Raw genomic sequence first — 24,533 nt, 5'->3', positions numbered from 1 at the left:
CCCATGCGCGCGATTCGCATGCTGTTGGTTTCTGCCCTGGCCCTGGGCGCGGTGTCGGCCCATGCCGACGAGAAGGATGTGGCGCGCCTGACCCAGTTGCTGGAAAAGTCCCAGACCCTTTCCGCCCGTTTCTCCCAGCTGACCCTGGACGCCAGCGGCACCAGCTTGCAGGAGACCAGTGGGCAGATGTCGGTCAAGCGCCCAGGCCTGTTCTACTGGCACACCGATGCGCCCCAGGAGCAGGTGGTGGTGTCCGATGGTCAGAAAGTCACCCTGTGGGACCCGGATCTGGAGCAGGCCACGGTCAAGAAGCTCGACGTACGCCTGAACCAGACCCCGGCGCTGCTGCTGTCCGGCGATGTGTCGAAGATCAGCCAGAGCTTCGACATCACCTCCAAGGAGCAGGGCGAAGTCATGGACTTCACCTTGAAGCCCAAGACCAAGGACACGCTGTTCGACTCGCTGCGCGTGTCGTTCCGCCGCGGGCTGATCAATGACATGCAACTGGTCGACAGCGTGGGCCAGCGTACCAATATCCTGTTCAACGGGGTCAAGGCCAACGAGCCGATCCCGGCGAGCACGTTCCAGTTCAAGATCCCGGAAGGCGCTGACGTCATCCAGGAATAACGAGAGCCATCATGGACCTGTTTCGAAGCGAACCCGTCGCCCAGCCCCTGGCCGCCCGGCTGCGTCCGTCCAACCTGGACGAGTACGTCGGCCAGGAGCACCTGCTGGCGCGCGGCAAGCCGCTGCGCGAGGCGCTGGAGCAGGGTGCGCTGCATTCGATGATCTTCTGGGGGCCACCCGGGGTCGGCAAAACCACCCTGGCGCGGCTTCTGGCGCAGTTCTGCGACGCACACTTCGAAACGGTGTCGGCGGTGCTTGCGGGGGTCAAGGAGATCCGCCAGGCCGTCGAGGTGGCCAAGCAGCAGGCCGGCCAGTACGGCCGCCGGACCATCCTGTTCGTCGACGAAGTACACCGCTTCAACAAGTCCCAGCAGGATGCCTTCCTGCCCTATGTCGAAGACGGCACGCTGATCTTCATCGGCGCCACCACCGAGAACCCGTCTTTCGAGCTGAACAACGCCTTGCTCTCGCGGGCGCGGGTGTATGTGCTCAAGAGCCTGGATGAAGCGGCCCTGCGTAAACTGGTCAACCGCGCCCTGACCGAAGAGCGTGGCCTTGGCGCGCGCCAGCTGCGGGTGGGCGACGAAGCCTTCCAGATGCTCATGGCCGCCGCCGACGGCGATGGCCGGCGCATGCTCAACCTGCTGGAGAACGCCTCGGACCTGGCCGACGATGGCGAGGAGATCGGCGTCGAGCTGCTGCAAAGCCTGCTGGGCGACAGCCGCCGACGCTTCGACAAGGGTGGCGAGGCCTTCTACGATCAGATTTCTGCGTTGCACAAGTCGGTGCGGGGCTCCAACCCTGATGCGGCCCTGTATTGGTATGCGCGCATGCTCGACGGTGGCTGCGACCCGCTGTACATCGCCCGCCGCGTGGTGCGCATGGCCAGCGAGGACATCGGCAATGCCGACCCTCGTGCCCTGAGCCTGTGTCTTTCGGCCTGGGACGTTCAGGAACGCCTGGGCAGCCCAGAAGGCGAACTGGCGGTGGCCCAGGCCATCACCTACATCGCCTGCGCGCCGAAGAGCAATGCGGTGTACATGGGCTTCAAGGCGGCCATGCGCGAGGCGGCCGAGCACGGCTCGCTGGAGGTGCCGCTGCACCTGCGCAATGCGCCGACCAAACTGATGAAACAACTGGGCTATGGCGAAGAATACCGCTATGCCCACGACGAGCCGGACGCCTACGCCGCAGGCGAGGACTACTTCCCCGAGCAGCTCGAGCCGCGCCAGTACTACCAGCCAGTGCCGCGAGGCTTGGAGTTGAAGATCGGCGAGAAACTGCGCCACCTGGCCGACCTCGACCGCAGCAGCCCCCGCCAGCGGAGAAAACCATGATTGCCCTGGTCGCCGCGGTCAGTGCCGGCGGTATAGCCGGCACCTTGCTGCGCTTCGCCACGGCCAATTGGGTCTCTGCCCACTGGCCACGCCACTTCTATCTCGGTACGCTGGCGGTCAACTTGGTCGGCTGCCTGCTGATCGGCCTGCTCTACGGCGTGTTCCTGCACAAGCCGCTGGCACCGGTCGAGTTGCGCGCGGGCCTGATCGTCGGCTTTCTGGGTGGCCTGACGACGTTTTCCTCTTTTTCGCTGGATACCGTGCGCCTGATGGAAAGCGGGCAAGTACCGCTGGCCCTGGGTTATAGCGCGATCAGCGTAGTGGGCGGGCTGTTGGCCACTTGGGCCGGCCTGTCCTTGACCAAATTCTGAACCAACACACAACGAGAGAACGATATGCTCGATTCCAAACTGTTACGCGGCCAACTTCAGGAAGTGGCGGATCGCCTGGCCTCCCGTGGCTTCAGCCTGGATGTCGCGCGCATCGAATCACTGGAAGAGCGCCGCAAGGCGGTGCAGACTCGCACCGAGCAACTGCAGGCCGAGCGTAACGCCCGTTCCAAGTCCATCGGCCAGGCCAAGGCCAAGGGCGAGGACATCGCCCCGCTGATGGCCGACGTCGAGCGCATGGCCAACGAGCTGGCGGCCGGCAAGACCGAGTTGGACGGCATCCAGGCCGAACTGGACGCGATCCTGCTGACCATCCCCAACCTGCCGGACGCCAGCGTGCCGGTCGGTGCCAGCGAAGACGACAACGTCGAAGTACGTCGCTGGGGCACCCCGAAGGTCTTCGATTTCGAGATCAAGGACCACGTCGCCCTGGGCGAGATCAGCGGTGGCCTGGACTTCGAAGCTGCCGCCAAGCTGTCCGGCGCCCGCTTCGCCGTGCTGCGCGGCCCGATCGCCCGCCTGCACCGCGCCCTGGCGCAGTTCATGATCAACCTGCACACCGGTGAGCACGGCTACGAAGAGGCCTACACCCCATACATGGTGCAGGCGCCAGCCCTGCAAGGCACCGGCCAGCTGCCGAAGTTCGAGGAAGACCTGTTCAAGATCAGCCGCGAAGGCGAGGCCGACTTCTACCTGATCCCGACCGCCGAGGTATCGCTGACCAACCTGGTGGCCGACCAGATCCTCGACGCCAAGCAACTGCCGATCAAGTACGTCGCCCACACCCCGTGCTTCCGCAGCGAGGCCGGTGCCTCGGGCCGTGATACCCGCGGCATGATCCGCCAGCACCAGTTCGACAAGGTCGAGATGGTGCAGGTAGTCGAGCCGTCCAAGTCCATGGAAGCCCTGGAAGGCCTGACCGCCAACGCCGAGCGTGTGCTCCAGCTGCTGGAGCTGCCGTACCGCGTGCTGGCGCTGTGCACTGGCGACATGGGCTTCGGCGCGGTCAAGACCTACGACCTGGAAGTCTGGGTGCCGAGCCAGGACAAGTACCGTGAGATCAGTTCCTGCTCCAACTGCGGCGACTTCCAGGCTCGCCGCATGCAGGCCCGCTGGCGCAACCCGGAAACCGGCAAGCCGGAGCTGGTGCACACTCTGAACGGTTCCGGCCTGGCCGTGGGCCGTACCCTGGTAGCGGTGTTGGAGAACTACCAGCAGGCCGACGGCTCGATCCGTGTGCCGGATGTACTCAAGCCCTACATGGGCGGTGTTGAGGTCATCCGCTAAATGGACTACCTGCCGCTGTTCCACAAGCTGCAGGGCGGCCGGGTACTGGTCGTCGGCGGTGGCGAGATCGCCTTGCGCAAGGCGCGTCTGCTAGCCGATGCCGGCGCCGCGCTGCGGGTGGTCGCGCCGGATGTCGACGGCCAGCTGGCCGCGCTGGCCCGCGAGGGCGGCGGTGACGTCCTGGTGCGTGGTTACCAGGCCGGTGACCTGGACGGTTGCCGTCTGGTGATCGCAGCCACCGACGACTCCGGGCTCAATGCCCAGGTCTCGGCCGATGCCCAGGCGCGTAGCCTGCCGGTGAACGTGGTGGATGCGCCCGCCCTGTGCACGGTGATCTTCCCGGCCATCGTCGACCGCTCGCCCCTGGTGGTGGCGGTGTCCAGCGGCGGCGACGCACCGGTGCTGGCGCGCTTGATTCGTGCGCGGCTGGAGGCCTGGATTCCAGCCGCCTATGGCGAGCTGGCCGGGCTGGCGGCGCGGTTTCGCGACAAGGTCAAGGCGCTGTATCCGGACGTCAACCAGCGTCGCGGCTTCTGGGAGGATGTATTCCAGGGGCCGATCGCCGAACGCCAGCTGGCCGGGCAGGCCAGCGAGGCCGAGCGCCTGTTGCAGGCCAAGGTCGATGGTGCAGCGGTGCAGCAAGGGGGCGAGGTGTACCTGGTCGGTGCCGGTCCGGGCGATCCGGACCTGCTGACCTTCCGTGCCCTGCGGCTGATGCAGCAGGCCGACGTGGTGCTGTACGACCGCCTGGTGGCGCCTGCCATCATCGAGATGTGCCGGCGCGACGCCGAGCGGATCTACGTGGGCAAGCGCCGCGCCGACCATGCGGTGCCCCAGGAGCAGATCAACCGCCTGCTGGTGGACCTGGCGCGCCAGGGCAAGCGCGTGCTGCGGCTAAAGGGCGGTGACCCGTTCATCTTCGGCCGCGGTGGCGAGGAGATCGAGGAGTTGGCTGAAGAGGGCATCCCGTTCCAGGTGGTGCCGGGTATCACCGCGGCCAGTGGTTGCTCTGCCTATGGCGGCATTCCATTGACCCATCGGGACTATGCCCAGTCGGTGCGTTTCATCACCGGCCACCTCAAGGACGGCACCAGCAACCTGCCCTGGCAGGACCTGGTGGCGCCGGCCCAGACCCTGGTGTTCTACATGGGGTTGGTGGGGTTGCCGACCATCTGTGCCGAGCTGATCCGCCATGGCCGCGCGGCCAGTACGCCGGCGGCGCTGGTGCAGCAAGGGACTACCCGTCATCAGCGGGTGTTCACCGGAACCCTGGCTGATCTACCCGAGCTGGTGGCACGGCATGAAGTGCATGCGCCGACCCTGATCATCGTCGGGGAAGTGGTGCAGTTGCGCGACAAGCTGGCGTGGTTCGAAGGGGCGCAGCAGGACGGTTGAATGAAAAGGGGGCTGCAGAGCAGCCCCCGCTGGTTCAACCCTGCCAGATCCCTTTCCCCGCTAGCCGCTCCCGATCATGGGGCTGGTTGAAGTCCTGCAGTGGCCCCTTGGGCACGATCCCATTCGGGTTGATGGTCTTGTGGCTCATGTAATAGTGCTTCTGGATATGCTCCATGTTCACCGTGCCTGCCACGCCCGGCCACTGGTACAGCTCGCGCAGCCAGTTGGACAGGTTCGGGTAGGCGGTCAGGCGACGCAGGTTGCACTTGAAATGGCCGTGGTACACCGCATCGAAGCGCACCAGGGTGGTGAACAGGCGTACATCGGCCTCGGTCAGGTAGTCACCGGCCAGGTAGCGCTGGCGGCCTAGCAATTCCTCCAAGTGGTCCAGCTCGGCGAACACCTCGTCGAAGGCCGCCTCGTAGGCATCCTGGGTGGTGGCGAAGCCTGCGCGGTATACGCCATTGTTCACTGCCGGATAGATGCGTTCGTTCAGTGCATCGATGGTCGCCCGCAGCGGCTCGGGGTAGAGGTCCAGGCGGTTGCCAGTCAATTCGTCGAAGGCGCTGTTGAAGATGCGGATGATTTCGGCTGACTCGTTGTTGACGATGCGCTTTTCCTGCTTGTCCCACAGCACGGGTACGGTCACGCGCCCGGTGTAGTGCGGGTCGTCCTGGGTGTAGCGCTGATGCAGGTACTGCAGGGCGTCCAGGTGGTCGCCGGTAGAGCCTTGCTGCTGGTCGAAGGTCCAGCCATGCTCGCCCATCAGCCAGCTCACCACCGAGACGTCGATCAGCGGCTCGAGGCCCTTGAGGGCACGAAAGATCAGGGTGCGGTGGGCCCAGGGACAGGCCAGCGACACGTACAGGTGATAGCGTCCGGCTTCGGCGGCCGGCAATGGGTTGCGGCGTTGGCTGGTCTCGCGCTGGAACGCGCCGTCCTTGCTGTTCTGGTACCACTGGTCGTGCCAGCGGCCGTCGATCAAAAGGCCCATGGTGAGCTCCTCGGCACAAAGTCGTTTGTCGTTGGAGCTCAGTCTAGGCAAAAGCGTTCGAATAAATAGCGCAAAGACCGCACTATTTAGATCGATTCATTCGATGTGTTTGCGGTTCACCCAATAACTGCGTGCAGTCTCGAACGCCTGTTCCCGGGGGTGGCCAAGCCCGCGCAGGGCCAGGGCCATGGTGGCCACCACGGCCAGTTCGCCATAGCTGTCGTCGGCCTCGCCGCGCCATACCGCGAGCAGGTGCTCCGGTTGCAGGCTGGCCGGCTTGACGTGGCGTTGTGCGCTCAATGCCGGCCATTCTTCATCCCAGGCATCGCCGGCAGTGGTGCCGTAGAGGTGGCTGATGACATCGGGGTTGACCTCGATCTCGCCGCCGTCCCCCTTGATCACCACGGCATGGTCGCCCAGCAGGCGGCTGGCTTCGCGGTGCACGGCCTGATAGCCGGGGTGGAAGATGCTTTGCAGGCCGCAGCGAGCGCCCAGGGGGTTGAGCACGCGGGCCAGGGAGTGGATGGGCGAGCGCAGGCCGAGGGTGTTGCGCAGGTCGATCATCCGTTGCAGCTGGGGCGCCCAGTCCTGCAGGGGCGCGAAGGCCAGGCTACGCGTGTCCAGGGCTTTGGCCACCGAGGGCCAATCACGGCACAGGGGGATATCCAGCAGGCCCAGTAGCTGCTCGCTGTACAGGCGCCCGGCGGTATGCGCGCCGCCGCCATGCATGAGGATGCGTGTGCCGTTGGCGGCCAGGCACTTGGCTGCCAGCAGGTACCACGGCAGGTGGCGCTTCTTGCCGGCGTAGGTGGGCCAGTCCAGGTCCACGGCGATGCCGGGCGCCTGCAACTGCGCACGTAGGGCTTCGGTGAAACCGGCCAGCTCCTCGGCGCTTTCTTCCTTGTGCCGCAGCAGCATCAGGAAGGCGCCCAGTTGGGTGTCCTCGACCCTGCCTTCGAGCAGCAAGGTCATGGCTGCACGGGCTTCTTCGCGAGTCAGGCCGCGGGCGCCGCGCTTGCCTTTGCCGAGGATGCGCACGAATTCGGCGAAGGGGTGTTCGGCCGGGGTTTGCAGGGTCAGTGGGCGAGGGTCGGTCATATGCAATTGGTCGGCTTGGGCAGGCCCGCGAGCTTCGCGGCCAGTTTGGCGGGAGTGCCGTTGAACAGGCGGTTCAGGTGCGGGCTGTTGCCCTTTTCCGGGCCCAGCTTGAGCGCGGTGTACTTGATCAGCGGGCGCGTTGCCGGCGAGAGCTGGTATTGGGCGTAGAACTGGCGCAGCAGTTCAAGGACTTCCCAGTGATCGCTGGTCAACGGAATGCCTTCGCGCGCTGCCAGGGCTTCTGCGACGGGGTGGGACCAGTCTTGCAGATCGACCAGAAAGCCGTCCTTGTCCAGGGCGATCTGCCGATCGCCGATAGTCAGCGTACTCATAGCCAGCTGTTGACCTTATCGTGATGCAGGGAAAGCTCGACGAACGCGGGATAGTCCACCGTTTGGGCCAGCGTGCTGTCGATGGCCCGCGCCTGCAGGTCTTCGGCAAGGGCGAATAGGCGGCCCTGCAGGCCGGCGGCCTGGAGTTTGCGCAGCGGCTCGCTGCCTGGGCGCAGGGCATAGACCGCATCGCCGCACAGCAGCAGGGCGTCGTCGGCGCCCAGCAGGCGCAGGCAGCTGTTCAGGCGGTTGTCGCCGAAGGGCGAGTGGTTGATTACATGCAAGGTCGTCATCAGAGCGTCACCACCTGGTCGAAACGGGCAATCAAGGCGACCAGGGCTGCGTCGTCGAGCACCTGTACCGGCAGCTCCAGGGCATCGCCGGCCAGGCCGCGTTCGGCCAGGCTGTGGCCACAGGCGAACAGCTCATCGACGCCGAACATCGGCAGCGCCTGGAGGTTCGCCGCCAGGTTCTTCTGTTGCAAGGTTGCAGGCTGCTGGCCAGGGGCGAGCTGGAACACACCGTCGTCGAGGAACAGCATGCCCAGCGGTAGGTCGAAGGCGCCACCGGCCAGCGCGATGTCCAATGCCTCGCGGGCGGACGGGCCGTTCCAGGGCGCCTGGCGGCTGATGATCAACAGGGACTTGGCCATTTCAGTCGCCTCCGAAGCAGACCAGGCGGTCGGCGGTTTGCGCAGCTTCATGCAACTGGCCCAAGCCGGACAGTTCCCATGGCTTGGGCAGGTTCACCGCCGGGCGTTGGTAGCGGTTGGCTTCGGCTTCGTCGAGCACCCCACGGCGCAGGGCCGCGGCGATGCATACCACGGCGTCGAGCTGGTGGGCCTCGATGAAGGCACGCCACTGGGCGGCGATGTCCTGTTCGTCCTGGGGCGCAACCACGTTGGCCGAGGCGCTGTGCGCCCCGTCCTGATAGAAAAACAACCGGGCAATCTCATGCCCGCCTGCCAGCGCTGCCTCGGCAAAGCGCAGGGCGCGGCGCGAGGAGGGCGCATGGGCCGGTGAAAAGACCGCGATAGCGAATTTCATGGACAACTCGTGCAAAGGAATGCGGCCATGATAAAGCAAAAAGCCCGCGCAGGCAGGCGCGGGCTTTGTCGGCTGGCCAGGCGCCTATCAGGCGTTTTCCTTGCTCTCCGGCAAGAACCAGTTCAGCACCAGGGCGCAGATGCCGCCAGTGGCCACGCCCGACTCCAGCACATTGCGCAGGGCCGATGGCATGTGCGCCAGGAACTCCGGCACCTGGGCCACGCCCAGGCCCAGGGCCAGGGACACAGAGATGATCAGCAGCGCACGGCGGTCCAGGCGGGTGCTGGCCAGGATATTGATTCCCGACGCGGCGACCGCGCCGAACATCACCATGGCCGCGCCACCGAGCACCGGCTCCGGCACCGCCTGGATCACCCCGGCGACACTCGGAAACAGGCCCAGCAGCACCAGCATGACGGCGATCCATACGCCGATGTGGCGGCTGGCGATACCGGTGAGCTGGATGACGCCGTTGTTCTGGGCAAAGATCGAGCTGGGGAAGGTATTGAACACACCGGCCAGCAGCGAGTTGGCGCCATTGACCAGTACGCCGCCCTTGATGCGTTGCATCCACAGCGGCCCTTCGACCGGCTGGCGCGAGACCTTGCTGGTGGCGGTGACGTCGCCGATGGCTTCCAGGGAGGTGACCAGGTAGATCACCAACATCGGAATGAACAGCGCCCAGGAGAAGCTCAGGCCGAAGTGCAGGGGCATCGGTACCTGGAACAGCGCCGCCTCGTGCATGCCGGTGAAATCCAGACGGCCCAGGTAACCGGCCAGGGCATAGCCCACGGCCAGGGCGATGACGATGGCACAGCTGCGCATCCACACCACCGGGATACGGTTGAGCACCACGATGATCGCTAGCACCACGCCCGACAGTAGCAGGTTTTCGCCGTTGGCGAAGGTACCATTGCCCATGGCGGTGAAGCCGCCGCCCATGCTGATCAGGCCGACCTTGATCAACGTCAGGCCGATCATCAGCACGACGATCCCGGTCACCAGCGGCGTGATCAGGCGTTTGACGAAGGGCAGGATGCGCGACACACCCATTTCCACGAAGGATCCGGCGATCACCACGCCGAAGATCGCCGCCATCACGCCTTCCACCGGCGTGCCTTGTTTGACCATCAGCGCGCCACCTGCGATCAGGGGGCCGACGAAGTTGAAGCTGGTGCCCTGCACGATCAGCAGCCCGGCCCCGAACGGCCCGAAGCGCTTGCACTGGACAAAGGTAGCGATACCGGAAATCACCAGCGACATGGACACGATCAGGTTGGTATCGCGCGGCGATACGCCCAGCGCCTGGCAAATCAGCAGGCCCGGGGTGACGATCGGGACGATGATCGCCAGCAGGTGCTGCAGCGCAGCCAACAGGCCGATCAACGGCCGCGGCTTGTCCTCGAGGCCGAGGACCAGTTCATTGACAGGCGCCGCCGCGCCCGGCCCGTGTTCGATGGAACTCATGGGAAAGCTGCCCCGGAAGAAAAAAGGAGCGCATTCTACGGGGCGAGGCGGGTTTGGGGTAGTGGGAAATGCCTGAGCGTTGCGCCTCGGGCCGCCAGCCCTTTGGGCTGCACTGTCACGCAAAGAACAAACGGCCAGCGCTGCTCCCCTGTAGGCGCGGGCTTGCTCCGCGATCAAGGGCTAAGCCCTTGCCAGGCGACGGTGATATCGAGCCCGGCCTAATCGCGGTTGCAAGCCCGCTCCCATAGGGGTTGTAAAATCAAATCGTTATGCGTTGTTCTATGAGGGCAGGCTTGTCCCACGATGGGCACGCATCACCCATAAAAAAGCCCGCCGAAGCGGGCTTTTTCTGCATCAACCTCGATCAGTCATCGCGCCCCATGAGGCCAAACAGCTGCAGAAGGCTGACGAACAGGTTGTAGATCGATACATACAGGCTGATAGTCGCCATGATGTAGTTGCGCTCGCCACCGTGGATGATCGCGCTGGTCTGGAACAGGATGCACACCGACGAGAACAGCACGAAACCGGCGCTGATCGCCAATTGCAGGCCGCTGATCTGGAAGAAGAAGCTGGCCACCACGGCACCCAGCAGGACGAAGAAGCCGGCAGTGATGAAGCCGCTGAGGAAGCTCATGTCCTTGCGGGTGATCAGCACGTACGCCGACAGGCCACCGAACACCAGGGCGGTCATGGCGAAGGCCGAGCTGACCACTTCGGCGCCACCGCTCATGCCCAGGTAGCGGTTGAGGATAGGGCCGAGGATGAAGCCCATGAAGCCGGTGAGGGCGAAGGTGGACACCAGGCCCCAGACCGAGTCACGCAGCTTGGCGGTGAGGAAGAACAGACCATAGAAGCCGATCAGCACCACGAACACGTTCGGGTAGCCGACGCGCATTTGCTGGGCCACGAAGGCCATGACACCGCTGAAGGCGAGGGTAAGCGCCAGCAGGCTGTAGGTGTTGCGCAGGACACGGCTGACCTCCTGCTGCTCGGCCTGCTGGCCGTGTTGTACGGCATAATCCTGTTCGCGCATGGCGACACTCCTTGATGAAACCTGTGGGTTTGAAACGTGTGGTTGCAATGAGGATATCAGAGCTGCCGCAACCCGCGACACAGAGAGTTTGACAGCTTGTTTCATTACGGTATGATTGCCGCCGCAAAGCAAGCTGGAAGCGTGGCCGAGTGGTTTAAGGCAACGGTCTTGAAAACCGTCGATGGGCAACTATCCTAGAGTTCGAATCTCTACGCTTCCGCCATATTCAAAGCCCTGATTTATCAGGGCTTTTTGCGTTTTTGAGGCATAGAAAATCTAACCATACGAATGGGCTTGGTAATGGTTTGATTTGTCAGCGCTGGCAATACTTCTGCTATTTGGTGGGTTTCGCCAAGGCTCCAACTCGGCGATATACCCGCTCGGTGATGTCGCCCTTGGTGTGGCCCAGCAGAAGACTTGCGTGGTCGACGTCGGTGATTTCCGAAGCCGCTTTTGGGCGGATGTCGCGGAACTGGAACTGGCTGATTCTGCCTGCCAGCACCTGGTCGCCGGCAGCGACTGCTTCTTTTACCGCCTCCTCCCTGGCGTCATCCCAGCGATGGCGAAGCATCGGCGCCGTAACCCGTTTTCCGTTTTCGGTCAGGAGCAGGTACGGCGAGCTATGCGGCCTGTTCCGCTCCAGTATTTTCCTGATGAGCGCGCCCAGGCTGCTCTCCATGCCATCCACCTCGAGCATGATCCGCAGCTTCTTGTGGGTCTTCTTCTGTTTCACTCCAAGGGCATTGCCCTCGATGTCATCCCTTCTCATCACCAGCACGTCCGCCGGCCGCTGGCCTGTCAAATACGCCAAGTCCATGGCGTCCTTCAATTCGTCCACTGCTTTGGCATAAACCGCGTTCCAGATGGCATCGTTTGCGTAGAAGTCCCGCGGCAACTCCTTGTTCTTGCGAACACCCTGGCATGGGTTCTCGTTGGTCGTAAGGCCCCATTCCCGAGCGATGTTGAAGATGTGGGATAGGGTAGCGATCTCACGATTCGCCCGGACCGGGGCCGTTCTCGCATCGCGGTACTTCGCTACGTGGGCTGGAGTGATTCCGTCAATTGGCGCCTTTTCGAAGTAGTTGCGCAGCTGTCGTATCTCGGCCAGGTTGTCCTTCTGCGTGCGAGGCGCCTTTTTCGGGATGATGTCGCGTATGTACCGGTCAAAGATTGCTCCCATGATGACCAGGTCCTTTGGCTTTTCCTTCGCTTCTAACTCGGCCCACTTCAGTCTGGCCAGGTTCAAGTCGTTGCCTAGAGGTATCGGTTTGCCGGATTTGTCCAGGTAGAAGTAGCTGATCCATTCCTTGTGCGGATTCTTCTTGCTCTTGCTGGTGCGCTTGCGTCGGTACATGCCGGGCGGCAGATCCCTGTTCTCGGTCTTCCTTGGGCGCATTTCACCTCACCTTCGAAATATCTGGTGTCCACGCGGGGATAGTTGGAGGGGGCGGCGCCAATGGCACCACTTCGAGGGTCACGCCAAGCTTCATGCGGGCGTACTGGCGGCCCACCAGGGGCCGTCCGCCACGGCTCTCGACAAAGTGCCAGCCGCGTTCATTGAGCCAGCGGCGCTGCCAGCCCCTGGCCTTATAGCCGGTCAGGTCGGCCAGCTCTTCGTCCGAAAGGATCTCGGTTTCCATGGGATGGTCTCCACGCTGCCGGTGGCGGCAGGTTGGTTGTCAGGCGGTGCCTTCGGTGATGGAATGCTCGACGCTCATCGAGCGCGCGTCGGCAGCTCCCATGAACACCATGTTGATGGCGGTGCTCTGTAATACGCCCACGGCATCAGTGCCTTCGTCGTCTTCGCCGAGGACGGACAGCGCTTGGTGGCGGATCAGATCGATGCCCACGCCTTCAGGCACGTCGAAGCGGGTGATGACTGTGGAGGTCACGGTGATGATTGGCATGGCAATAGCTCTCCATGCCCGCGCATGTCGGCGGGCTTGAGTAGTTGGGGGATGGGTTAGAGTTCGGTGATAGGCGCGGGTATGGCCTTGGCCTTCCACTCTTGGTCGATCTTCCAGGCTATGCAGGGCGGCTCGGTCTTGCTCTTGTAGCCGCCAAGCCAGTAATAGCCGCTGTGCTTGGATGTTCCGCAGACGCTGCAGGTGTGCCAGCTACCGAAGCCTCGAGCAGAGAATGGCTGGTACTGGTGGTTGTTCATCGCGGCCCCCTGTAGATCAGGTAGGCCATGTAGGCGAGGGCAATCATGGCTTCCACCCCTTTCCGACGCGGTACACCATCATCATGTTGTGATGGAGCGGAACCTTGAGGACGTGGTCGAAGAACTCGCCCTTTCCAGAGATGAATCCGGTAGGCACCTTGGTACCTCCGGCGCCGAATTCACGCCAGCATTCTTCCCCGCCGTTCTTTTCCCAGTAGGCACGCTCTCGCTTTGGAATCTCATCGTAGGTTTTTTCGAACACGGAGATATCCGGGATATCGCAGATCCGGCGCCATGCGGGATTGCGCTTGCACCAGTCGGCGGCATGCTGAGAAGCTTGCTCGGTAGAGTAAAATTCCTTCGCCGGATGAACCGGGCACGGCCAGCGCAGTGAGCCGTCGCCGGATGGGCAGGTGCAGGTCTTCACTTCGATCAGGTCGCTCATGGCGCCATCTCCTTCACCCAGTCCGTGAACCCCTGCAAGATGGGCTGAACATTGTCGTTGTCTGCCCAGCCTGCGAATCCGATAAAGCCGTCGGTGTTGAAGGTGATGGCCTCTCGGTTGTCGAAGTAACTGGCTTTGCAGCGGATCTCGGCATAGCCATCACGAATGGTTGCGCGCTGCCGGCAGCGAAGGGCGCCTTTCATGAGGCCGCTGGCGATCATCCGCTCGTTGATCTTGGCTCGAAGGCTGCGCATGCTCTCTGGCGAAAGCACTCTGTAGGTCAGGCCGGACTTTGCGAAGAGTTCGCGCGCCTGATCTCGCGAAAGGGCTTCTGTGCTCACAGCTGATACCTCTCATCAATCCAGCGCCCAGGCGCCAGTGCGGGTGTAGGTTCGGGTTGTGTTTCATGCGGGGAGAGCTGGCGCTGGTTGCCGGCCACATCGGGAGCTTTCAGCATCCAGTCGGGTAGGCAGGAGATTCCTGCACCGCTGCTTCGGTCATAGGTCCAGCAGGTGACGGAACGTTTTGTCGTCGTGAATAACCTCGATATTGAGGGTCATCTGTTCAGCGCTGGCGCCGGTGGCCAGCAGCAGGAGGCAGAGGGCGAGGCGGGTCATGGCTGGATCCTCTGGAACTCGACGACCCAGACCCAAGGGTTGGCGCTCCATGAATCCATGCCGTTGAGCTTCACCCAGAGCCCACCGAACAGTTCCACAGGGGAGTAGCCGTTGCCATCCGGGTCAATATCACGCTCCGCGCTCATTACGCCCTCGGCCAGCGCTTGCTGCTCGCTGATGTCCTGCAGTCGCTCGACACGAACGTCGGTGATCTCCAGAAGGATGCGGCTAAGCCGGCGGGGCATATGAATCGATGGCCGGATCTTGCCCCGAGAGATCATGGCGCAGCCGGTTTGCCGGATAACGCCGTCCGCCGGATACAAGATTGGCTCCCCCAGGCTTAGTTCGCGTGGTGCGATCGAGTCGACCTGGGCGTCAGCAGCCCAGGCCTCGCGCACCCACAGACGGTCGCCGGGTCGGCCCAGCGGGCAAAGTTTCTTCGCGGCTTTCAGCTTCAATTCGCCTTCTACCGGCTCCAGGCATACCCGGAGAAGATGAGTCATCTTCACCGCCCGCCTGGTGACAGCCTTATCTCCTTCCAGGATGGCGCGGACCATCGGCCCGCTGAACAGGATTGGGCGTTCCTTTGCTTGAGACATAGCTTCGCCTCGCCGCCATATCGCGGCAGTGAATAGAGGGGGGAGGGGTTACAGCTGGGCGGAGTACATTTGTACTCCGGTCAGGCAGTCTGCTTCTGGTCGGCGTCCGGATTGAGGGAGAGACCTTTCACAGCCTCGCTGTAGATGAATTTGATCTGCTCCCACGGGATGGTGTAGCGCTGCGCGTAGTCGCCCTCACCATCGCAGATCACGCAGCCCTCTATAGGCTCGTCCAGTTCAAGGCATTCGGGGCACTCGCGCGTGACCTCCAGCTTGAACTCGCCCAGCAGCAGGGCTTTGGCGCCGTTCTCGGCGGTGAGCCGCCTTGGCATGAGGCAGTAACCCTCGGGGATCGATACAGCCGGCTCGCCTTGGTGCTGCTTGGCTCTCGAATTCCACAGCTCGACCGCCTTGTCGCGGCCTGGCTGATCCTCGCCTTCATTCTGCGCTACGCCCACTGGGCCACGGGCCAGGCAGGCCTCATGCGGACCGGTCAGGCCTTGGCAGATCACCACTGAAGCGTCGCTGTCTAGGCGCTCAATGAGTACGTCCTGCTGTCCGCAGAAGGGGCACGGCAGCAGCTCGCTGACCATCTCTGTGTTGCTGGGTCGGTTTTCTGTGGGCATGGGGATACCTCCGCGTCATGCGGCTTCAGCTTGTGATTTCGTGGTGCGCCAAGGGTCGTTGGCGCGGGCTAGGGCTGCCATCGGTGGAGGGCTGACGCTGTTGCCGCACATGTGCACCTGCTCGGTCTTGGTGAACGGCATGCCGTCCGCGCCCTTGTCGATGATGTAGCTGGCCGGGAATCCCTGGGCGCGGTAGAGCTCGTGCGGCTGGAGCATGCGCAGGCAGATGTCGACGATCACGTACGGGGTGCCCTTCACGAAGACGGTGACCAGGCCCAGTCGATCTTTGGTGGTGACAGTCGGCGCTGGCGCGTCTGCTGCGCTGGTGTTCTCGGTGCCGTAGTAGCTGATCAGGAATGCCGCGACGCGCAGGGCGCCTTCTTCTTGCTCTGGCGACAGCTTGTACTCGACCAGGGCGTGATGCTCGGCGCCGGCGGTCATTGTCGGCACCAGGTCATCTACGGGACGGCCCACGCAGTTGCGCCGGAGCGTGGCCAGGCTGGCCGTCACCAGGCGTTGCTGGCTGCCGGTGTTGGTGACTGTGGTCAGCGGCTCATCCGCGCCCTTGGCTGGCGTGGTGTTGAATCCGCCGTTGGCTTGCTCGATGAAAGCAGTGACCAGGGCTCGGTGGTTCTGTGTCATCAGCGTGCCCATGGGTTGATCGGCTGGCGCAGGCTTGCCGGCGTACACCGGCCCACCTTCCCCGACCATCACGGGGCTGGCCATCATCAGTTCCCCTCGGTTGGCGGCGGTAACCGTGGGCAGCGGTTCACCCGGGTTGTTAACCCGGTCAGTTCCCTGATGGGTTGCTGGCAGAATCACCGCGCTCGACAGCGCATGCTTCACGCCGCCGGCGACTACTGTGCCCAGCGGTTGATTCAGACCAGGCACGCGTGGCTGTTGACCGGTACGCTCCCCGTATCCGGTCTGAACCAAGGTAGGGCTGGCCATAGCAAAGGATCCGCCTCGCGGCCAAGATGTGACGGTGCGCAGAGGATCCTGCGCGGACTGGGCCAGCTCGCCCGACCAGTTCGCGATCGGCACGATGAAGGGCTGCGGATTGTCGAGCACGAACTTCTTCATGCCCTTGGCTACCCGACGCAGTGTGGCAGCTGCCAGTGGCTTCTTGCGGCCGAAGATGCTCTTGCTCGGCACGCCCCAGTCGATGCAGTCGGCGGCGGTGCGCCACTTCTGCTGACCCTTGGCTGGGTTTTTCGCGTGGGTCGGCTCTGGCCACACGATTGGCTGGCCATCGCAGCGTGCGATCATGAACAGGCGCTCACGGCTGGTTGGTGCGCCGAAGTCGCATGCCTTGATGATGCGCCATTCCACCTGGTAGCCCATGCCTTCGAGCAGTTGCACGAACCGGCGCCAGGTAATGCCGCGGCGTTTTGGGTCGGGCACCAGGAACTGCTGTTGCACCGGTACGCGTTCGCCGATGGCCGCCACGGTGCCGTCCAACTTCACTACCCGGCCGGTGGCCTTGTCGCGCTTGGCGATCAGTGGACCCCACTGCAGGATCTGCTTCACGTTCTCCAGGCTGATCACCCGGGGCTTCTTTTTGCCGGCCCACTTGAGGCCGATCCAAGATAGATTGCGGATCTCGCGTTTGCGCGGCTGCCCGCCCGCAGCCTGGCTGTGGTGGGTACAGTCCGGGCTCATGTGGAACCATCCCACGGCGCGGCCCTGGCATTCCTCGTCCGGATCACCCTCGAACACATCGGTGGTGAAGTGGCGCGCCGCAGGGTGGTTGGCGGTGTGCATGCTGATGGCCGCCGGGCTGTGGTTCTTGGCCACTGTGACCGGCCTGCCCAGGCCCATCTCCAGGCCGGTACCTGCGCCGCCGCCACCGCAGAAGAAGTCCACCACGATCTCATCGTCTTGCGGATCAAAGCCAAGGCCGTATTGGGTTTTGAAGTCGAGCGGGTTCTCTTTCTGAAATGCAGACATGGGCGGTCCTCGCCGGCGCGGCGTGATCGTTATCGTTGAATAGAGGAAGGCGCTGGCGGGCAGCGCTATCGCTTCGGGTAGGTTTGGGTCAGTGCTGCATTGACCACATGGCCACGGCGCAGCACAAGGTTGGCCAGGGCAGCCCGGTCTTTCTGACTGTGGCTGGCCTGGCCGAGCAAGCCGAAGTAGCTGTTGGCCGTCTCGCGCAGGTGTTCGCCTGGCACTGCAGAAGTACGTTTCAAGGCCTGGGCCACCGATTTCTTGCGGGTAGTGCGCCGCCAGGGCTTGATGACGTGCCCGACGAAGTCGACCCCACGGTCGATTGGCTGAAGGATGGTCTTCGAAGGGTTGAGCTTCACGCCCAGGCTGGGCAGGAACTGCTCGACCTGCCACAGCCAGTCGTTGAGCTGCTGCGGCGACTCATGCAGCAGCACGAAGTCGTCGACGTAGCGAATGTAATGCCTGGCTTTGAGCGTGTGCTTGCAGAACTGATCCAGGGCGTCGAGGTAGACGTTGGCGAAGAACTGCGAGGACAGGTTGCCGATGGGCAGGCCCAGGTAAGCCGGCTGAACGACCAAGCGCTTGTGCTGCGGTACCCGGTTGAACAGCTTCGGGTGACTGCGCAGGTCGTGATTTTCTCGCGGATCGTGCATGAGGATCTGGAGTGCCAGCTGCTGCCACCACGGCTCCCTGATTCGCTCGGCGAGCTGGCGCCCGAGCACACGCTTATCGATCGACACGAAGAAGTTGGCCAGGTCGCACTTGAGGTAGAAGCCGGGGCGCGACCAGTTCTGCGTCTGGCTGCGGATCTTCGACTCAAGCCGCCTCGCGGCGTACAGCGTACCTCGCCCGGGGATACAGGCGCAGCTGTCCGCTATGAAGGTTCGCTCGATGCCAGGGCCGATGTGGTTGTACAGCAGGTGGTGCACGATGCGGTCGCGGAATTCGGCGGCCCATACCTCGCGGGCCTTGGGCCTGGTGACGACGAAGCAGATGGAGCGGCCTGGCCGGTAGGTGCCAGCCAGGAGTTCGTCGTTCAGGTCGAGAAGATTGGCTTCCATGTCTATCTCGAAGCGTCGGGCGCTCGCGGTGTTCCGCTTGTGCCGCCGGCAGTCGTAGTAGGCTTGGGCCAACTCCTCGAAGGTGAAGGGTGCAACGGTTGAATCTGCGGACGGGGCGGACAAGACGCTCGTTGTTCTTGTCGTTGTTGTTGAGCCAGCCATTCTCAAAGTCCATGTTGTAGGCGTTGTTGGCGGAGAACTGCGACCTATCGTGCTATCTACGTCGCCAGGACGATTGCTCAGCCTGGAAACTGCGCCGGACCTACCCGCATTCGCGAGCGGTATCCGTGCTGCGCATGGCGGTGACCACAGGTCAGCGGCACGACCAGATTCAGCGCACAGGCAGGAGAGCCGTAACCCTCAAGCGGCGGGCGCGGTTGCGGATTTCTTCCAGGCATTGGCCTGGCGGCCTACGGAGGCCGTGAGCTTCATCACCTTGGCGTGCTGGCCTCGGCTGATAGCGCCATTGTCGGAAAGAGCCCTGAACAGGTAGTTGAGCGCCCAGGTGCTTTCGATCACCCGGGTGAGATGCTGGCGCTTGTCGTGCGCCATGTTCGCCCGCCCGATAAACAGCAGGATCTCCAAACAAACGTCCCGGATCTTGTTGCCAGCAACCTGTTTCAGGTCGCGCGGGATGTGGCGCACCAGGTTGAGGGAGAGCTGAAACAGCTCCTCGGCCACCTTGTGAATCTCAAGCTCGGTATGCAGGGCCATCCTGGCCTCCTAGAAAAGCGAGGGCGCATGCGCGCCCAGGAATGAAGGACTGAATTACGGAATAAATCTGCGGACGGGGCGGACAAGACGCTCGTAGTCCTTGCCGTCGAGGTTGAGCCAGCCATCCTCAAAGCCCATGTAGTAGGCGCCGTCGGCGGAGAACTGCGTAGACGACCAGTGGTAGGCCTTCTCGAACAGCTCTGGCACGTTCGCCTCGGCGATTTGCAGCTCGCGCCGTGCAGGCAGGTAGAAGTCGCTGTGGCCGTCGGCGGTGAACTCGCTGGCCAGCTTGGCGGCCGGGTGTTCATTGCTGTCGGCCAGTAGAGCCTTGGTGTTGGCCAGGCCATCGGTGGCGCTTGCTGCCACTTCGACTTCGTCACCGTAGCCGCCCCACTTGGCGCGCAACTGTTCGGCAAGGACTGGAACGATCAAGTAGTAGTCTGGCGCGCCGTTCTCTCCGCGCACCAGGCCGCCGTTGTAACCACCTTGGCCAGGCCAGTACGAACCCAGTGCTGGAACATCGGGCTGCGAGGTTGCGGCGGGCGCGGTACCGAGCAGTTTGTCGATCTCGCGCTGGATGATCCGAGACGCCAGGCTGGCGTCAACGTTGATGCTGACTTGTTGCTGCATGGTGCGACTCCTGATGGAAAGGGGCAGGCGGCCGGCGCTTCCCGGCGTGCTTCTGGTCTGATCGCCATCCTGACGAACCCGGAATCGCCTGCTGAGAAAGGAATGAATGGGTGAATTACTGGATAGGAAGGCTGCGGACGGGGCGGACAAGACGCTCGTGGTCCTTGCCGCTGAAGCTGAGCCAGCCAACCTCAAAGTCCATGCCGTAGGCGAGGTTGGCGGAGAACTGCGAACTCAACCAATGAAAGCGATCCTCGCGCAGGGTCGCCAGGCCTTCAGCCTTGGCCGCCATAACCAGCTGACCTTCCAGGCAGGACGGGATAAACGCTCCAAGCTCAAGCGCCTTGATGGCGATCCCGCTGCCGGCCTCGGCCATTGCTCGGGTGTTCGCTTCGCCGTCGCTGTAGCTGTCGGCGCCGGGAATCTCGACGCCATACTCGCCCCAGGCGCCTTCAAACTCGTCATCGAGCAGCACCAGGGCGCGCTCCTGGCCGTTGAGCCAGTATCGGGCGACGAAGGTGCCGCCAGCCAGCGGTTGACCGCGTTCCGGAAGATCAACTGCGGCGATGGATTGCAGTACAGATTGGGTCATGACTTTCTCCAGGGTGTAGGCCGCCCTCCATGGCTGGTGGCGGGGATGTGAAAACTCAGGGGGGGTGCTACTTCAGGATTGCCTTGGCGCAGGCCTGTATTTCGATCCATAGGGCAGAAGATGGCCGCGCTTCGTATTTGATCAGCGCTTTGGCTATACGCTCAGCCAGCTCTTCCTTGCTTCCCGTCGGCGCCGCTGGCGATTCGTGGGAAATCTGAATCGGCAGATCGATCTGACCTGGGAGGTCGATTCTCATGCGGCAAGACTCCTCGATCTTCCGAAAGCCGCTGGGCGGCAGATTGATGTGTTGCTGGCGCCGACCGTGCCGGACGCGGTCGGTGATGCGCTTCATGCTGTGCGGAGTGCCCGCTTTTCGGCTGTGGTTGGGAAGTCGATATCGAACTCGCGCAGCAGCCGCTTTAGCTGCTTGTCGGATATCTTCATCAGCCGCACCACTCGATAGCGGCTCAGGCATAGGTTTCGGTAGGCGATGATCTGGTCAGCCTTCTCTCTATCCGCTACCGGATCGCTGAGCTTCTTGCCCAACTTGCCCTTGCCCCGCCTCGGGTCAGGCTGAAACTTGAATTTCCCTTCCGATGCCGCCCGAACCAGGCACGATTGGGAAAGGCCGGTGTGTGCCATTGTCTCTGCGTAGGTCATCCGCTTAGCAAGGGCTCGGATTTCTTCGAGCCTCTGCTTTCGCTTTTCTGCGCGCTTGCTCAAAGGCGCCTTTACCAATCGAGCAGGCTCCAGATCGCGGTGAGGGCGTCGGGGTACGTACTCACTCGCAGGAAGGGACTGCACCGATCCCCCGTTGAGGAAGAAGTTGTCAATACTTGCATTGAGCTGGGCCAGTACTGCGGAGCGCTGGTCGGTGATCGCGCCCCCGTTCATTGCATGCCGCCTTGCTTGCTCGCCGCACCTGCCTCCATCGCATCCACGAAGCGCATTGCGGTCCGGTAGCTGAAGGCGAAGCCATGGACAGCGCCAGTGGCGATCTCCACCACATCCCAATTGCCGCCCGTGTTGGACGCCTGGAAGCGCGGCGCAGGCTGATCGAGCTTGGCCTGGTCCTCGGTTCTGGCTGACTTGCTACGCTCGAGCAGGGCTGCGAGCACGGCAAGCTTCTGCTGGAAAGCAGGGTGCATTGCTGTCTGCATGGAATGGTCCTCGATGTGATCAGGCGTGGAGCTCGAAGGCCTCGGCCTTGCGAACGATTCGAACTTGAGCGACGCGGCGTTCCGGGGCGCGCCGGTCGCGGCGCATCGGGTCGCTGTCATTGATGGCTGCGTGCATGGCGATGAGGCCGGCGAGGGCAATGCACAGGGGGCTGATGATCTGGCGCCGCATGGCTTCGGCTACCGCTGCAGCCCTCCGCGCCGCGCCGAGCTTGAACATCGCGTTCTCGATGCGATTCTTCACGGTGCCCGGAGTGATCTGCATCTGGCGGGCAATCTCTTTGGCGGTAAAGCCCTGGGCGACGCCGAGTAAGGCTTCCAGTTCGCGAGGCGCTAGGCCCTGGCCAAGTCGGCCGGTCCATGTGCCGCAGGTGATCGTTTCCATGATGACTCCAGGGCTATCAGGCCAGTTGTAAGCTTTCGGTTTACAGCTCGTTGACTTCCCGTCTGGCCCTGTCGCCAAGGCCAGCCAGTGAAATCGAAGTGATCCAGGCGCCCATCGCTCTCTGGGCTACGCGCTTCCCCGCATTGGCATGCGCGCCACTTGGTTACCTGAACCCAGCTCACTGCGTGAGGCAGCTGCTGCCCTCATGTGCCGCTGAGGGTGACGGGTGTCGAGTTATTTAAAGAGCGGTGGCTGCCTGGGCTGCCTGGCCCGATGCATATGCAAGCGAACTTGCAACAATAAAAGCATGCTTGTTTTTTAAATGCAAGCACGCTTGTATTAATTTTTCGTACTGTATGGATATCCAGTTAGTAGGAGATTGCGGATGTCGGCGCAGGAAAAAGCAGTGCGGATCGCGGAATTGACGAGCTTAGAGCGGCTGGGCTTGAGGGTTTCGGCAATGATTAATTCCCCGCTAGCGCAGCTGGGGAGGAGGGTGCTGATCCACCGTCTGGACACGGACAGCGATCAGGATTGGGATGCGATCATGGAGCTGCTATCCGAAACAGACGGCCTGGACATGACCTTCTGCGATGACGGCTCGGTGATCCTACAATGGGAGAAGCCGGACGATGGCGATCAGGTGATTGAGCGGGAGGGTGGTGACGAGGAAGCCGAGGTTAGCGACGAGGATCCGCCTTTCTGAGGGAAACAAAAAAGCCCGCTGGATGGCGGGCTCTGAGGATTCTTTCTGATCTTTCGGGTTGGCAGAATTGAAAGGGTGGGGGGTGTTAAAGCCAGCCGAACCCCTTGGCCATCAGTGCGGCCAGTCCAAGCGTAGCTGTAATGAGAGCTCCAAATAAAATACGAAAATCGGACCTCGTCTCTTTCCTATGCTCGCGCAAATCATCAACGATCACATCTAGATCGCGTCGTATGTATTCAACATGGGTTTCGAGCTTGGCAATCCGAGCTTCCAAATCAGATCCTCCTCCTCCACCGCCATCCCGCAGCTTAACGTGATTTGGGGCGGGCTGGGCCTCAAACTCCTTTTTAAGATATCGCACATTATCCTGGAGTTCACTCACGATCGCCGCCCTCATGCTTCATTAATCTATCCAGGGTGGCTGCCGCTAGCTCCATTTGCGTGATGAACTGATCGAGGCGTGTCCAAGCTTCATCAGCATGCTTTTTTACCGACGGATCTTCACTTTCGCGTAGAGCGGCAGTAACGCTGATCAAGCTTGAGCCTAGCCGAGCCATTGCGGTGTGATACGGGCTGATAGCGGCGACCAGGTCTTTAGCAGTTATAACCTTAGTGCCTAATTCTTTTTCATCAGATGCCATTGCTGCCCCACGTAATTGGTTTGCATCAGACGAGATGCGCATTCCAGACCAGCAGCACGCGGGCCTGGATGTAGGTCTCTTCCCGCCGGATCATCCGATCCTTGTGCTTGGGGTTGTCCGAAATCATCTCGAAGTGGTCTTCATCCGCGATTTGGAGCCGTTTAATGTACAGATGATCGCCCCAGGAGAAGAGGTAGATTCCGTCACCGGCGAATTCACGGATACTTACGTCGACGATCAACGGGTCACGGTTCTTGATAGTGGGCGCCATCGACTGGCCCCATCCGGTGACCAGCTTGAGGTGGTAGTGCTCGGTGAACTCCACGCCCAGCTCGCGCAGGTGCTTCGGGCTGACGCGGACGTCCTGGAGCATTTCAGGGTAGTCGGGGGCAACCTGTCCGCCGCCCATGGCCCCGCGCACATCATAGTGAGCGATGCATACCTCATCGCCGACCAACCCGGGGCGTGAGAAATCTACAGTGATGACGTTGTTCATCGACACCGCCGCGGCTGTCTCTTCAACCGCGCTAGCGATTTTCTGTCGAGCTTCCTCGGTCAGGCTTTTACCGTGCTTGGCAAGCATCTGCTGAACAAGATCAGCCGCTGATCGCGATTGTTTTTCTTCCGCTTTAGGCGCCGGCGCATCTTTGCGTCTTGGCGGCTCCCCTTTGCCCGCGAGCAACCAATCCACAGTCGTGTCATAGCCGTCCGCAAGGGCTACGAGATTCTCGTTTTTGATGTTCTCGGTGTCGCCCGCGAACCACTGGCGTACAGCTTCATAGCTGATTCCGCAGGTATTCGCGATGTCCCGCTTGACGTTGCGCACGCCCAATTCGGGACGACGGGCCAATACGAGCTTGGTGATTCGATCTGTGGTTTTCATGTGCGCAATCTACAAGGTTGCTTGGCAAGCATGCTTGTTTTGAATATGCAAGCATGCTTGAATATCAAGACGAGCAAAGGAGGTCGCCATGACCAAAAGCCAGGCAATCAAACATTTCGGGTCGATAACGGCGCTCGCTAAGGCGCTGGGAGTGACCTATGAGGCAGTCCGGCAGTGGGCGGACGTGCCTGAGTTGCGCCAGTACCAGATTGAGCGGATCACGGAGGGTGCGCTTAAAGCCGGGAAGGCGGACGCAGCTGCATGACATTGAAGACATTTTCACCTGCTTGGCCTTGCGCCAGTAGATGACCAAAACACCTGCTGATCCATCCAG

At 62.4% G+C, this 24,533-nt stretch carries 35 protein-coding genes, 1 tRNA gene and 1 pseudogene; 8 read left to right on the top strand and 29 right to left on the bottom strand.

Going from position 1 to position 24,533, the window contains the following annotated elements; all coding sequences use genetic code 11:
- The first annotated feature begins 3 nt into the window (after positions 1 to 3).
- Genes lolA through cysG form a run of 5 tightly spaced genes read left to right on the top strand, consistent with a single transcriptional unit; the run spans position 4 to position 5,035 of the window.
- Positions 4 to 627, top strand: coding sequence for an outer membrane lipoprotein chaperone LolA (gene lolA, locus IRZ56_RS01325; protein ID WP_196143248.1), 624 nt, complete (start codon positions 4 to 6; stop codon positions 625 to 627).
- An 11-nt stretch (positions 628 to 638) separates the two neighbouring features.
- Positions 639 to 1,964, top strand: coding sequence for a replication-associated recombination protein A (locus IRZ56_RS01320; protein ID WP_196143247.1), 1,326 nt, complete (start codon positions 639 to 641; stop codon positions 1,962 to 1,964).
- Positions 1,961 to 2,335 (top strand): fluoride efflux transporter CrcB, encoded by a 375-nt coding sequence (crcB, locus tag IRZ56_RS01315; RefSeq protein ID WP_196143246.1) that lies wholly within the window; start codon positions 1,961 to 1,963, stop codon positions 2,333 to 2,335. The genes IRZ56_RS01320 and crcB overlap by 4 nt, the downstream gene beginning before the upstream one ends.
- 24 nt (positions 2,336 to 2,359) lie before the next feature.
- Positions 2,360 to 3,640 carry a serine--tRNA ligase gene (serS, locus tag IRZ56_RS01310; protein WP_196143245.1) on the top strand — a complete coding sequence of 427 codons (1,281 nt, stop codon included), beginning with the start codon at positions 2,360 to 2,362 and terminating at the stop codon, positions 3,638 to 3,640.
- Positions 3,641 to 5,035, top strand: a complete 1,395-nt coding sequence (gene cysG, locus IRZ56_RS01305) for a siroheme synthase CysG (protein ID WP_196143244.1) — start codon at positions 3,641 to 3,643, stop codon at positions 5,033 to 5,035. It abuts the gene before it with no gap.
- A gap of 34 nt (positions 5,036 to 5,069) precedes the next feature.
- Here cysG and IRZ56_RS01300 read toward each other — a convergent pair whose 3' ends face one another.
- From IRZ56_RS01300 to IRZ56_RS01265, 8 genes are all read right to left on the bottom strand, one after another.
- Positions 5,070 to 6,029, bottom strand: a complete 960-nt coding sequence (locus tag IRZ56_RS01300; protein ID WP_196143243.1) for a glutathione S-transferase family protein — start codon at positions 6,027 to 6,029, stop codon at positions 5,070 to 5,072.
- A gap of 96 nt (positions 6,030 to 6,125) precedes the next feature.
- On the bottom strand, positions 6,126 to 7,127 hold the full coding sequence (locus tag IRZ56_RS01295) for a glycosyl transferase family protein (protein ID WP_196143242.1): 1,002 nt from the start codon (positions 7,125 to 7,127) through the stop codon (positions 6,126 to 6,128).
- Positions 7,124 to 7,459 (bottom strand): TusE/DsrC/DsvC family sulfur relay protein, encoded by a 336-nt coding sequence (locus IRZ56_RS01290; protein WP_196143241.1) that lies wholly within the window; start codon positions 7,457 to 7,459, stop codon positions 7,124 to 7,126. The genes IRZ56_RS01295 and IRZ56_RS01290 overlap by 4 nt, the downstream gene beginning before the upstream one ends.
- Complete coding sequence (gene tusB, locus IRZ56_RS01285) at positions 7,456 to 7,752, bottom strand: sulfurtransferase complex subunit TusB (RefSeq protein ID WP_196143240.1); 297 nt, start codon at positions 7,750 to 7,752, stop codon at positions 7,456 to 7,458. Before tusB ends, IRZ56_RS01290 begins: the two co-directional genes overlap by 4 nt.
- Entirely contained in the window at positions 7,752 to 8,111 is a 360-nt protein-coding gene (tusC, locus tag IRZ56_RS01280) for a sulfurtransferase complex subunit TusC (RefSeq protein WP_196143239.1), read from the bottom strand. Before tusC ends, tusB begins: the two co-directional genes overlap by 1 nt.
- A gap of 1 nt (position 8,112) precedes the next feature.
- Positions 8,113 to 8,505, bottom strand: a complete 393-nt coding sequence (gene tusD / locus IRZ56_RS01275; RefSeq protein ID WP_196143238.1) for a sulfurtransferase complex subunit TusD — start codon at positions 8,503 to 8,505, stop codon at positions 8,113 to 8,115.
- Between the two features lie 87 nt (positions 8,506 to 8,592).
- The gene (locus IRZ56_RS01270; RefSeq protein ID WP_196143237.1) at positions 8,593 to 9,972 is read right to left on the bottom strand and encodes a nucleobase:cation symporter-2 family protein; all 1,380 of its coding nucleotides are present in this window, start codon (positions 9,970 to 9,972) and stop codon (positions 8,593 to 8,595) included.
- Between the two features lie 364 nt (positions 9,973 to 10,336).
- Entirely contained in the window at positions 10,337 to 11,008 is a 672-nt protein-coding gene (locus IRZ56_RS01265) for a Bax inhibitor-1/YccA family protein (protein ID WP_084855691.1), read from the bottom strand.
- A gap of 135 nt (positions 11,009 to 11,143) precedes the next feature.
- Here IRZ56_RS01265 and IRZ56_RS01260 point away from each other — a divergent pair.
- A tRNA-Ser gene (locus IRZ56_RS01260) sits at positions 11,144 to 11,231 on the top strand.
- 111 nt (positions 11,232 to 11,342) lie between these two features.
- On the opposite strand, the gene IRZ56_RS01255 is transcribed toward IRZ56_RS01260, so the two are convergent.
- The 18 genes and pseudogenes from IRZ56_RS01255 to IRZ56_RS01170 form a co-directional block, all read right to left on the bottom strand.
- A complete protein-coding gene (locus IRZ56_RS01255) occupies positions 11,343 to 12,404 on the bottom strand; it encodes a tyrosine-type recombinase/integrase (RefSeq protein ID WP_196143236.1) in 1,062 nt (353 codons plus the stop codon).
- A gap of 1 nt (position 12,405) precedes the next feature.
- Entirely contained in the window at positions 12,406 to 12,648 is a 243-nt protein-coding gene (locus tag IRZ56_RS01250; protein WP_070572529.1) for a DUF4224 domain-containing protein, read from the bottom strand.
- 39 nt (positions 12,649 to 12,687) lie between these two features.
- Entirely contained in the window at positions 12,688 to 12,915 is a 228-nt protein-coding gene (locus IRZ56_RS01245) for a hypothetical protein (RefSeq protein ID WP_196143235.1), read from the bottom strand.
- Positions 12,916 to 12,971: 56 nt separating this feature from the next.
- Positions 12,972 to 13,172: a hypothetical protein gene (locus tag IRZ56_RS01240; protein ID WP_196143234.1), complete on the bottom strand. Its 201-nt coding sequence runs from the start codon at positions 13,170 to 13,172 to the stop codon at positions 12,972 to 12,974.
- A gap of 43 nt (positions 13,173 to 13,215) precedes the next feature.
- Positions 13,216 to 13,617: a hypothetical protein gene (locus tag IRZ56_RS01235; RefSeq protein WP_230390301.1), complete on the bottom strand. Its 402-nt coding sequence runs from the start codon at positions 13,615 to 13,617 to the stop codon at positions 13,216 to 13,218.
- Complete coding sequence (locus IRZ56_RS01230; protein ID WP_196143233.1) at positions 13,614 to 13,958, bottom strand: hypothetical protein; 345 nt, start codon at positions 13,956 to 13,958, stop codon at positions 13,614 to 13,616. Before IRZ56_RS01230 ends, IRZ56_RS01235 begins: the two co-directional genes overlap by 4 nt.
- Positions 13,955 to 14,234 (bottom strand): annotated as a pseudogene (locus IRZ56_RS01225) (hypothetical protein). Before IRZ56_RS01225 ends, IRZ56_RS01230 begins: the two are co-directional and overlap by 4 nt.
- Entirely contained in the window at positions 14,231 to 14,833 is a 603-nt protein-coding gene (locus tag IRZ56_RS01220; RefSeq protein WP_196143232.1) for a hypothetical protein, read from the bottom strand. Before IRZ56_RS01220 ends, IRZ56_RS01225 begins: the two are co-directional and overlap by 4 nt.
- An 80-nt stretch (positions 14,834 to 14,913) precedes the next feature.
- The gene (locus IRZ56_RS01215) at positions 14,914 to 15,459 is read right to left on the bottom strand and encodes a Lar family restriction alleviation protein (protein WP_196143231.1); all 546 of its coding nucleotides are present in this window, start codon (positions 15,457 to 15,459) and stop codon (positions 14,914 to 14,916) included.
- 15 nt (positions 15,460 to 15,474) lie between these two features.
- Positions 15,475 to 17,409, bottom strand: coding sequence for a DNA cytosine methyltransferase (locus IRZ56_RS01210; RefSeq protein ID WP_196143230.1), 1,935 nt, complete (start codon positions 17,407 to 17,409; stop codon positions 15,475 to 15,477).
- Between the two features lie 65 nt (positions 17,410 to 17,474).
- A complete protein-coding gene (locus IRZ56_RS01205) occupies positions 17,475 to 18,476 on the bottom strand; it encodes an RNA-directed DNA polymerase (protein WP_328310541.1) in 1,002 nt (333 codons plus the stop codon).
- Positions 18,477 to 18,830: 354 nt separating this feature from the next.
- Positions 18,831 to 19,184, bottom strand: a complete 354-nt coding sequence (locus IRZ56_RS01200; RefSeq protein WP_196143228.1) for a four helix bundle protein — start codon at positions 19,182 to 19,184, stop codon at positions 18,831 to 18,833.
- A gap of 54 nt (positions 19,185 to 19,238) precedes the next feature.
- Positions 19,239 to 19,814 (bottom strand): DUF1566 domain-containing protein, encoded by a 576-nt coding sequence (locus IRZ56_RS01195; protein ID WP_196143227.1) that lies wholly within the window; start codon positions 19,812 to 19,814, stop codon positions 19,239 to 19,241.
- Positions 19,815 to 19,929: 115 nt separating this feature from the next.
- Positions 19,930 to 20,406 carry a hypothetical protein gene (locus tag IRZ56_RS01190; protein ID WP_196143226.1) on the bottom strand — a complete coding sequence of 159 codons (477 nt, stop codon included), beginning with the start codon at positions 20,404 to 20,406 and terminating at the stop codon, positions 19,930 to 19,932.
- 67 nt (positions 20,407 to 20,473) lie between these two features.
- Positions 20,474 to 20,758, bottom strand: coding sequence for a hypothetical protein (locus tag IRZ56_RS01185; protein ID WP_230390299.1), 285 nt, complete (start codon positions 20,756 to 20,758; stop codon positions 20,474 to 20,476).
- Positions 20,755 to 21,300, bottom strand: coding sequence for a hypothetical protein (locus IRZ56_RS01180; RefSeq protein WP_196143225.1), 546 nt, complete (start codon positions 21,298 to 21,300; stop codon positions 20,755 to 20,757). The genes IRZ56_RS01185 and IRZ56_RS01180 overlap by 4 nt, the downstream gene beginning before the upstream one ends.
- Positions 21,297 to 21,566: a hypothetical protein gene (locus tag IRZ56_RS01175; RefSeq protein ID WP_196143224.1), complete on the bottom strand. Its 270-nt coding sequence runs from the start codon at positions 21,564 to 21,566 to the stop codon at positions 21,297 to 21,299. Before IRZ56_RS01175 ends, IRZ56_RS01180 begins: the two co-directional genes overlap by 4 nt.
- Before the next feature lie 19 nt (positions 21,567 to 21,585).
- On the bottom strand, positions 21,586 to 21,969 hold the full coding sequence (locus IRZ56_RS01170; RefSeq protein ID WP_196143223.1) for a response regulator transcription factor: 384 nt from the start codon (positions 21,967 to 21,969) through the stop codon (positions 21,586 to 21,588).
- 385 nt (positions 21,970 to 22,354) lie between these two features.
- On the opposite strand from IRZ56_RS01170, the gene IRZ56_RS01165 reads away from it, so the two are divergent.
- On the top strand, positions 22,355 to 22,675 hold the full coding sequence (locus IRZ56_RS01165; protein WP_196143222.1) for a DUF1654 domain-containing protein: 321 nt from the start codon (positions 22,355 to 22,357) through the stop codon (positions 22,673 to 22,675).
- Between the two features lie 85 nt (positions 22,676 to 22,760).
- Here the strand turns inward: IRZ56_RS01165 and IRZ56_RS23070 are convergent, their stop codons facing one another.
- Genes IRZ56_RS23070 through IRZ56_RS01150 form a run of 3 tightly spaced genes read right to left on the bottom strand, consistent with a single transcriptional unit; the run spans position 22,761 to position 24,199 of the window.
- On the bottom strand, positions 22,761 to 23,057 hold the full coding sequence (locus tag IRZ56_RS23070; RefSeq protein WP_230390298.1) for a hypothetical protein: 297 nt from the start codon (positions 23,055 to 23,057) through the stop codon (positions 22,761 to 22,763).
- Positions 23,050 to 23,316 carry a hypothetical protein gene (locus IRZ56_RS01155; RefSeq protein WP_196143221.1) on the bottom strand — a complete coding sequence of 89 codons (267 nt, stop codon included), beginning with the start codon at positions 23,314 to 23,316 and terminating at the stop codon, positions 23,050 to 23,052. The genes IRZ56_RS23070 and IRZ56_RS01155 overlap by 8 nt, the downstream gene beginning before the upstream one ends.
- A gap of 25 nt (positions 23,317 to 23,341) precedes the next feature.
- Entirely contained in the window at positions 23,342 to 24,199 is an 858-nt protein-coding gene (locus tag IRZ56_RS01150; protein ID WP_196143220.1) for an XRE family transcriptional regulator, read from the bottom strand.
- 88 nt (positions 24,200 to 24,287) lie between these two features.
- Between IRZ56_RS01150 and IRZ56_RS01145 the strand changes: the two genes are divergently transcribed.
- Positions 24,288 to 24,464, top strand: coding sequence for a Cro/CI family transcriptional regulator (locus tag IRZ56_RS01145; protein WP_196143219.1), 177 nt, complete (start codon positions 24,288 to 24,290; stop codon positions 24,462 to 24,464).
- Positions 24,465 to 24,533 lie beyond the last annotated feature (69 nt).

The sequence above is a fragment of the Pseudomonas guariconensis genome (genome assembly GCF_015680235.1).
GTDB lineage: Bacteria > Pseudomonadota > Gammaproteobacteria > Pseudomonadales > Pseudomonadaceae > Aquipseudomonas > Aquipseudomonas guariconensis_A.
Note: the sequence above shows the minus strand (reverse complement) of the source record. Positions and strands in the feature narration are given on the sequence as shown.